At 47.1% G+C, this 5,942-nt stretch carries 5 protein-coding genes and 1 pseudogene; all 6 read left to right on the top strand.

Annotated features, from left to right (window positions below; genetic code table 11):
• Positions 1–1,660, top strand: a 1,660-nt coding sequence (locus tag ABR397_RS21650; RefSeq protein WP_350307523.1) for a T6SS effector BTH_I2691 family protein, incomplete at its 5' end; no start/stop codon positions are given.
• Complete coding sequence (locus ABR397_RS21645; protein ID WP_350307522.1) at positions 1,657–2,658, top strand: putative type VI secretion system effector; 1,002 nt, start codon at positions 1,657–1,659, stop codon at positions 2,656–2,658. The genes ABR397_RS21650 and ABR397_RS21645, both read left to right, overlap by 4 nt.
• 170 nt (positions 2,659–2,828) lie before the next feature.
• Positions 2,829–3,578 (top strand): hypothetical protein, encoded by a 750-nt coding sequence (locus ABR397_RS21640; RefSeq protein WP_350307521.1) that lies wholly within the window; start codon positions 2,829–2,831, stop codon positions 3,576–3,578.
• 54 nt (positions 3,579–3,632) lie between these two features.
• Positions 3,633–3,908 carry a PAAR domain-containing protein gene (locus tag ABR397_RS21635; protein WP_262978618.1) on the top strand — a complete coding sequence of 92 codons (276 nt, stop codon included), beginning with the start codon at positions 3,633–3,635 and terminating at the stop codon, positions 3,906–3,908.
• Entirely contained in the window at positions 3,908–5,080 is a 1,173-nt protein-coding gene (locus ABR397_RS21630) for a hypothetical protein (RefSeq protein ID WP_350307520.1), read from the top strand. Before ABR397_RS21635 ends, ABR397_RS21630 begins: the two co-directional genes overlap by 1 nt.
• Positions 5,073–5,942: pseudogene (locus ABR397_RS21625) on the top strand (ImcF-related family protein); the annotation flags it as partial. The gene ABR397_RS21630 and the pseudogene ABR397_RS21625, both read left to right, overlap by 8 nt.

The following is a 5,942-nucleotide window of genomic DNA, read 5'->3' as shown; positions in this document are numbered from 1 at the left end:
AGGGCGGATTGATAAAGCTCTTGAAGTCACTAAGCAGAAGGAGTATGGGGTTTTTTCTGATCAGCAGAAGGCTAAGCTCAGAGAGAATGTGACTCGTATCATGGTGGAAGCGAATGAGCCCGCTTTTGAGCAAGCTGTTGCCCATGATTGGGAGAAATACACGAAAGAGCTGAATCTGGCTAAACGACAGGCATTTCACCAAAAGTATGCCGATTTTTGTGCTGAAGTGGCGAAAAAGCTGGAGCAACTGGCCCAGTTCAGGGTGAGCTGGCTCCAGGAGCGTCGGTTTATCACCTGTTGCCGGGATTTTTATTCAACCCGGCTGGCGGATAACCTGAATTACCGGGAAGCGGTGGATTATGCGATGGCTTCACTGAATATCACTGAAACTGGCAGCGCATTTTTGGACCGCTTAATCGACCAGTATTCAACCTTATCGGAGAGCAATATTGTCTGGCGCTCATTACTGCTGAATCACCCGGACGTGATGGCGGAAATGAGCGGATTTTTGCAACAGATGGCCATGAGTAAGGGGGATGTGAAACCGGCAAACATTGAAAAATTTATGGGCGTTGTGTCGTCATTGAGCGGGAAACTGGTCGAGGCTTACGATAAGGCGAATGAAGCGCTGGAAAAACCGCTTAAAGCCAACAGCTCATTTGCCCGTGCGATGTTGCATTGTGACCGGCGACTGGTCACGCTGGGTGACCGGTTCTTTAACTTTACCCGTTTAGGGAAAGTGCTGAACAGCCGGAATGAAATGCTGAGTAAAACGCTGTTCTCGGTGATTTCCGGCGTGCCGTTTGATCAGGCGGTTGAATTGTCGGTCTCACAGCTTAAAGATGGCGATGAGTTTAGGCAGCAGGTGTTGAAGGCGCTGAAGGCATCGGGATCGGATGCTCGCCTTGAAACTAAAAATAACTATAACCGTGATTTTAAAGAATTCGCGCAAAGTGCGGAAGGAGAACCCGCATTAAAGCAATCGCGGATTAAATTACTGGTTTTGATTTTCAACGGGTTGGAGTTTGCCAATCAGTTAAAAGAGAGTCAGGGGGATACAAAAGACCACGCCCAGGTGACTGCGGCGTTTTTAGGTACACTGAGTACCGCGGTGGAGATTGTGACCCCGGCAGTTGAGCACGGCATAAAAAATGTGGCGGCGACTGATTCCATTAAGTTTATTGGGGCAAGTGCTGGGACCGTTGCTTCTGCACTAAATTTTGGTGTCGATATCAGTGACGCGTTTTCTGAATGGTATGGTCAAAGGCGCTGGCAGTTTATTGGTCTTTACGGTCTTAAAGGCGCCGCTGATTTTATGCAATTTACCAAAGCATTAAATGGCTTATTAAAAGTATTAGTTGAAAGGGCATTGCTTGCGCCTAAAAACTTACTTCTTGAAGGAACGGCAAGGCTTTTGGCATGGGAATATCTTGCCTGGCTGTGCAGTTGGGAGGCGATGCTCGTTATTTTTATTATCGAAGAGTTAGTGACGTATTTTTCTGATAATGAGTTACAAAAATGGTGTCGGAATTGTGTGTTTGGTTTGGAGCCGGCAAAAAGCTTGAAATCAACCCAATTTATTGACTCTGAATCACAGCGAAATACGCTGTATGAAGCACAACGTAAAGGCTTTGCTAATGCAATGAAGGATTTGTCATGAGTACCAGTCGCCCTTTTAAAGACGCTATTGACTTTAAGGAAATAAAAAGTCAGAGAAGTAGTCTTAATACACGAATAGCGGTTAAGCGAGAAAGGATTCAGCGCTGCCCTGAAGATAGAGCCGAAGTGGAAAAAGCAATAGCGGAGGTTCAGGCTCAAATTCCGGCATTGGATGCCATTTTAGCAAAAGAGCCGCCCCCGCCGGAATTACCGCCGCGTAAGCCATTAATCAAAGTCAGTGGGGTATTGGAAGAATTTGAGGCGCTCTGTGTGAGAGGCTATTTTTCCGATCGGGAATATGATCTTGCCGCCTTTGCCCGCAAGGAGGAGCGGGATCAATTTGGAGCACTGTTGCTGGCAATGGTAGGAAATAGTTCAGCGGCGGCGGTGACTTCACAGACGCAAGTGAGGCTGGGTGATGTTTGTGATTTTGTGCAGGGAAAAATCAATGGTATTCCTTTCCACGGTTGGCTGGGATTTACCGCCGCAAAAGTGGGTGATTACGTTGAATTAGCGGTGACGGAGCAGGCGGGATATTATGTGGTTTATGCTATCGCTAATCCCGAATTAAGGATTATTTCCATGACCCCGCGTTGCAAACAGGGTATTCATGCAAACGCTAAATATCAGATACGTGGGACCTGGTATGGCTCTTCAGTTATTTGGGTGATGTACATGTTAGTCGGTGTTTTCTTTATTAGAGAAGATATTTTCGAATATATAAAATATGTGTCTTTATTTTGTATTATCATGGCAGTAGTATTTTCGCCCTTCATCTATATTTCCTGTATGAGAAACCCAAAACCTTCATTCAGATTGGCTGAGGCTATTTTCACTGCTTTAGGATTCCCAGACCCTACAGAGGTTAATCTTGAACGATTAACAAAAAAAAGGCTTAAGGAAATTAAGGCTAATTCCCCTGATAGGGAACCCAGTAAAGAGAGTGGAATAGTGTTGCCAGATAAGTATTATTTCGTAAGCCATTACTACTATTACTAATTCAAGTAGCTATGTAATTGATATGGATTTATCAGGATTATCTATGACTGGTCGTAGAGATATGAATAAACTTTCTGACTTTGAAAAAATCAGTAACCCATTATCGAAGGTAAAATGTTATCTAATACTATTCGAGTAATAGGTAATTTTGTGTAAATTAAGGTTTTTTTATGAAACAGATCTATAAAATGGTTTTCGTCGGTTTTGCCATTAATGTATTAATATGTTTGGTTTCACTGGCGGCGACCAGAGCACTTTATGCCAGTTATGATGATCTTTCTTATCAATTACAAAGTGTGGTTGATAAGTTACTTATCGTGGATAAAGTGCTACAGGTTTTCATTTTCCTGCAAATTGTTAATTTATTTATTATTATCAAAATGCCGAAGTATGCAAAAATCAGTTCTTTTATCGTGTCCAGTGTCTTTCCATTGGGGGTGGTTTATTTTATTGGGTGTTTATTGTCGATTCAACGCGTGGCACTTTTCTCCTTCACTGAATGTGAGAATAATCCAGTCCCGGATAGCGCGGTTTGTTTTTTGCGGGACGAGTATCGATACAAAGCGTTAATTTGGAGCGGCGGGGCTATTTTACTCTTGATTAAAGGCTTAAGTAGTACGTGTATCACGATGGCAGTGATGCATTATGTCTCATATCGTAAAATAAAAGATCGTTATTTCTTTGCCGAGAAAGAGGACGGCTTTTTGTTAACCCCGACCACTTTTAGTAAAACGATTTTTTTGCCTTATGGATGTATTGAGCGAGTTGAACAACGTAAAAATAAAGTGATTGTTTCCGTCAAGTTAAAGGAAAAAATCGACATCGTGTGTTCAACGAAATTTATTGATAGAGCCGATCTGGAAAAAGTCGTTAATACGCTGTCGCTGGCGGCGTCAAATAATCAGGGTAATCAACAATAATTATTGCCGCTCTTGAGAGGTGAAAAGTTTATTCTTAATTATACCGGAGTCATTATGTTTGAAGGCATTATTCGCCTGGGTGATAAACTCAGCAGCGGCGGTGAAGTGATTTCCGCTTCTTCCTCAATAGAGATTGACGGTAAAAGAGCCGCGTTATTGCATGATGTAGTCAGCTGTCCGCTGAAAGGGCATGGGATTAACCGTATTGTCAAAGCCAATGCCCAATTTATCTCTGATGGCAAGCCGGTCGCTTTTGATAAAGCCCTTTGTCAATGCGGTTGTTATGTCATTGCCAGTACATCGAAAATGGGGACCGGAGGGGAAGCGTGATGACCTGGGAAATTCCGGAACCGCATGTTGTGCACCGGCCAGCATCGTTGAACTGGTCACTCTGGCGGCGGTGGTTCAGTCTGATCTGTTTTGTCGTGGTGGTGGCTGCCAGTGGTTTTTGGTACGTGTCTGAAGATCCCCGTAGCGTGTTCTACGCCGTGGTTGCGGTGATAGGAACCACGATGGTGTTCGGGTTGATAGCCGGTTGGCAGTTTTTTCGTTACGGCGTGGAGCTGGAGCAGGCGGAGCGACTGATGCAGGAAAATGCCTGGCAGGAAGCGTATTGGCAAGCGTGGGCTTCACAGGGCATGAAGGTCGTGGATTATCAGGCGGTTTTTCCGCCGGAAGTCCCCTCCCCGGCGGACAGTGCGGTGTTAGTCAATGGCGATAGCGCTCTGATCTTACCGCCTTTTCCGGGGTATACCCGCTTGTTTGAAGAGGTGTTAGGGCCGATGCGCCACAGTTTGCTGAAACATGTTACTCGCCGTCAGTTGACTCTCTATTTCCCATTACCGGTCGCAGAAACCGTTTGGCAGCAATTTTGCCAGGTTTGGCAAAAGCTGGGGTTTTCTGTGTCGCAGTTACAAGGCCCGGTCGTGCTGAAATCGGATTATGCCAGCCAACTCAATGACTGGCTGGTGACGGAAAGCCAGGATCTGATGCTGATAATCACCTGGTCGTGGGAAAGTCAGGATGGGCGCCGCAGGGCCAGTGATGGCGCAGTGGCCTGGTTATTAACCGCATCGTCTTCTACGCTGCCGGCAAAATGTTGTTTGCATCGTACAATGACGACAACGCCTGATGATGCTCAATGGGATATCGCCCGGTTTCTGCATTATCAATGCCCGGCTGTCACGGCGGGGACGCTGTGGGACAACGATGTTGATCCCGCCATAAAAGATCGCTTACTTATCCAGCTGAATCAAGTGTTGACCTCTTCGTTGTCACCGGAGGTGACGACAGCCCCGGTCATGCCGGCTCACCAGTGTGTGAGCCACTGGCTGGGGAAATCAGGGGATTTCACTGACTGGTTCACCCTGACGCTCGCTATGAGGATGGCAGAATACCAACATGTCCCTCAGCTTTTTCTGCTTTCTCAGCCTGCTACGTTACAACTGGGGACGGTCTCCCCAGTAAACCCGGCAATTTCATCAGGAAATTCCTATGTCTAAAGCATTTATTATCCGTAATCTGGGGGTGGGGTTGATAACCCTGCTGATAGCACTGGTGTCAGGCGGGCTGCTATATCTCCGAGGGGATCAGTTAGGATTAAATACGCCGGCGCTCAAGATAGTCGTCTGGATAGTCAGTATGGTGGGTGTTATCTGGTTGTTGAACCTGATTCGTGACGGCAAACAGAGGACTCCCCCACAGAAAATGCCTGTCAACACTTTCCGGGGAAAAGCGCTTTCCTCCGAAGAGCCGTCTTATTTTTGGGCGCTGAAAAGTTGTGTTCGTCGGCGCTATGGTTATTTCTGGCGTTTTAAAGTGCGGATTTTACTGGTAACAGGTAAAAAGGCGCTCGTGGAAGCCATTGCGCCGGGGCTGACGACGCAACACTGGCTGGAGGGCCATCGCACGCTCCTGCTGTGGGGCGGCAGTTTGCAAACTGAACCCGATACCGCGCAACTGGCGGCCCTGCGTCGCTTGCGCCGTTTCCGTCCGCTCAACGGTATCGTCTGGGCATTGACCGAACAACAAAGCGCGCAGCCGGTCTGGATAGATAAAGCCCTGCGGATGTTGCAGAAACAGGCCCAACAGTTGCACTGGCAGGCACCCGTCTATTTGTGGCAGGTGTGTCACAGTCTCTGGTCACAGGAAGGGCGGGTGACTCAGGCGGTGGGCAGCTTTTTTCCTGAACGCTGTACCCCCGAGATTGTGGAGACTCAGCTGCAACAGTTGATTGACCCGATACGCAAGCGAGGGATGCAGCAACTGTTGCTCGAGAATGCCCATGATTTTTTGTATCGGCTGGCCTCCACCCTGGAGAAAAAAGGCATTGCCCACTGGCGCAGGGTGTTGACACCGTGGTTA

The sequence above is a fragment of the Photorhabdus viridis genome, from assembly GCF_040256935.1.
GTDB classification, from domain to species: domain Bacteria; phylum Pseudomonadota; class Gammaproteobacteria; order Enterobacterales; family Enterobacteriaceae; genus Photorhabdus; species Photorhabdus viridis.
The sequence above is the reverse complement of the archived record's forward strand: the minus strand, read 5'-3'. Positions and strand labels throughout refer to the sequence as shown.